This is a genomic window from Sellimonas caecigallum (assembly GCF_019754295.1).
GTDB classification, from domain to species: Bacteria; Bacillota; Clostridia; order Lachnospirales; family Lachnospiraceae; genus Sellimonas; species Sellimonas caecigallum.
In genome coordinates, this window is record NZ_VIRV01000041.1 from 1 (window position 1) to 2,951 (window position 2,951).

The window sequence follows — 2,951 nt, forward strand, 5'->3', positions numbered from 1 at the left end:
TCATCCTTCTTCCTATCCACCATTCCTTGGTTATGCCCTCGACCTATTAGTGACAGTCAGCTCCATGTGTTGCCACACTTCCACCTCTGCCCTATCTACCTCGTCGTCTTCAAGGGGTCTTACTGCTTTCGCATGGGATATCTCATCTTGAGGGGGGCTTCACGCTTAGATGCCTTCAGCGTTTATCCCTTCCCGGCTTGGCTACCCTGCCATGCACTTGGTAATGCAACAGGTACACCAGCGGCCGGTCCATCCCGGTCCTCTCGTACTAAGGACAGCTCCTCTCAAATATCCTACGCCCACGCCGGATAGGGACCGAACTGTCTCACGACGTTCTGAACCCAGCTCGCGTACCGCTTTAATGGGCGAACAGCCCAACCCTTGGGACCTACTTCAGCCCCAGGATGCGATGAGCCGACATCGAGGTGCCAAACCACTCCGTCGATGTGAACTCTTGGGAGTGATAAGCCTGTTATCCCCAGGGTAGCTTTTATCCGTTGAGCGATGGCAATCCCACTTTATACCACCGGATCACTAAGTCCTACTTTCGTACCTGCTCCACCCGTCGGTGTCGCAGTCAAGCTCCCTTCTGCCTTTGCACTCTTCGAATGGTTTCCGACCATTCTGAGGGAACCTTTGAGCGCCTCCGATACCCTTTCGGAGGCGACCGCCCCAGTCAAACTCCCCACCTGACATTGTCCCCCAGCCGGTTCACGGCTGCTGGTTAGAAACCCAATACCGCAAGGGTGGTATCCCAACAGCGGCTCCTTGGAGACTGGCGTCTCCAATTCTTCGCCTCCCACCTATCCTGTACATGCAATACCGAGTCCCAGTATCAAGCTGGAGTAAAGCTCCATGGGGTCTTTCCGTCCTGGCGCAGGTAACCAGCATCTTCACTGGTACTTCAATTTCACCGGGTGCATTGTCGAGACAGTGCCCAAATCATTACGCCTTTCGTGCGGGTCGGAACTTACCCGACAAGGAATTTCGCTACCTTAGGACCGTTATAGTTACGGCCGCCGTTTACTGGGGCTTAAGTTCAAAGCTTCGCTTGCGCTAACCTCTCCCCTTAACCTTCCAGCACCGGGCAGGCGTCAGCCCATATACCTCACCTTTCGGTTTTGCATAGACCTGTGTTTTTGCTAAACAGTTGCTTGGGCCTATTCTCTGCGGCCAGCTCTCACTGGCACTCCTTCTCCCGAAGTTACGGAGTCATTTTGCCGAGTTCCTTAACAATGCTTCTCCCGTCGGCCTTAGGATTCTCTCCTCATCCACCTGTGTCGGTTTACGGTACGGGTACGATATGAACAATAGCGGCTTTTCTTGGCAGCCAGCTCACGCGCTTCGTTACTTCTAGTTCACTCCGCATCACGTCTTCCCATTGCCTGGCGGATTTGCCTGCCAGACTGGTACCTCGCTTGCACCGGTCTTTCCATTCCCGGCTCGCGCTCTCTTTCTGCGTCCCCACAGTTCTGTCATATCGTAGTACAGGAATCTCTACCTGTTGTCCATCGACTACGCCTCTCGGCCTCGCCTTAGGCCCCGACTTACCCAGGGCAGATCAGCTTTACCCTGGAAACCTTAGATATTCGGCCGGAAGGATTCCCACCTTCCTCTCGCTACTCATTCCGGCATTCTCTCTTCCATACAGTCCACAGCTCCTTCCGGTACTGCTTCTTCCCGTATGCAATGCTCCTCTACCAATGCGGGTGTATGTTATTGAACAAGTTCAATAACCCCGCATTCCTGAGCTTCGGTGGTGTGTTTCAGCCCCGGACATTTTCGGCGCAGGACCTCTCGACTAGTGAGCTATTACGCACTCTTTTAATGGATGGCTGCTTCTAAGCCAACATCCTAGTTGTCTTCGAAATCCCACATCCTTTTCCACTTAACACACACTTTGGGACCTTAGCTGCAGGTCTGGGCTCTTTCCCTTTTGACTACCCAACTTATCTCGTGTAGTCTGACTCCCGATAAGCATCTCAATGGCATTCGGAGTTTGATATTCTTCGGTAAGCTTTGACGCCCCCTAGGAAATTCAGTGCTCTACCTCCATCAGACTCTATCGAGGCTAGCCCTAAAGCTATTTCGAGGAGAACCAGCTATCTCCGGGTTCGATTGGAATTTCTCCCCTATCCACACCTCATCCCCACCCTTTTCAACGGATGTGGGTTCGGTCCTCCATTGCCTTTTACGGCAACTTCAACCTGGACATGGATAGATCACCCGGTTTCGGGTCTACTCTGACTGACTTTCTCGCCCTGTTCAGACTTGGTTTCCCTTCGGCTCCGGACCTTCAGTCCTTAACCTCGCCAGCCAGCGTAACTCGCCGGACCGTTCTACAAAAAGTACGCGGTCCATCTCTCTATAGATGTTCCACAGCTTGTAAACACAGGGTTTCAGGTTCTCTTTCACTCCCCTCCCGGGGTCCTTTTCACCTTTCCTTCACAGTACTATGCGCTATCGGTCACTAAGGAGTATTTAGCCTTACGGGGTGGTCCCCGCTCCTTCCTACAAGGTTTCTCGTGTCTCGTAGTACTCTGGATCCCGCCGTGCCAACTCGTCTTTCGCTTACGGGGCTTTCACCCTCTCTGGCTGGCTTTCCCAAAACCATTCTGCTAAACTCGTTGGATCACTTCCGCGGTCCGAACCCCAGCATGCACGCACGCTGGTTTGGGCTCTTCCGGTTTCGCTCGCCGCTACTCCCGGAATCGATGTTTCTTTCTCTTCCTCCGGCTACTTAGATGTTTCAGTTCACCGGGTTCCCCTCCATAACCTATGGATTCAGTTATGGATACATGAGGTTTCCTCATGTGGGTTTCCCCATTCAGAAATCTCCGGATCGTTGGATATTTGCTCCTCCCCGAAGCTTTTCGCAGCTTATCACGTCTTTCATCGGCTCTTAGTGCCAAGGCATCCACCCTGCGCTCTTTCTAGCATAACCAACTGGA

General features: G+C 52.9%; 1 rRNA gene. It reads right to left on the bottom strand.

The window, feature by feature from the left end:
* Positions 1-26: 26 nt before the first annotated feature.
* A 23S ribosomal RNA gene (locus FLB61_RS12865) occupies positions 27-2,944 on the bottom strand.
* Positions 2,945-2,951 lie beyond the last annotated feature (7 nt).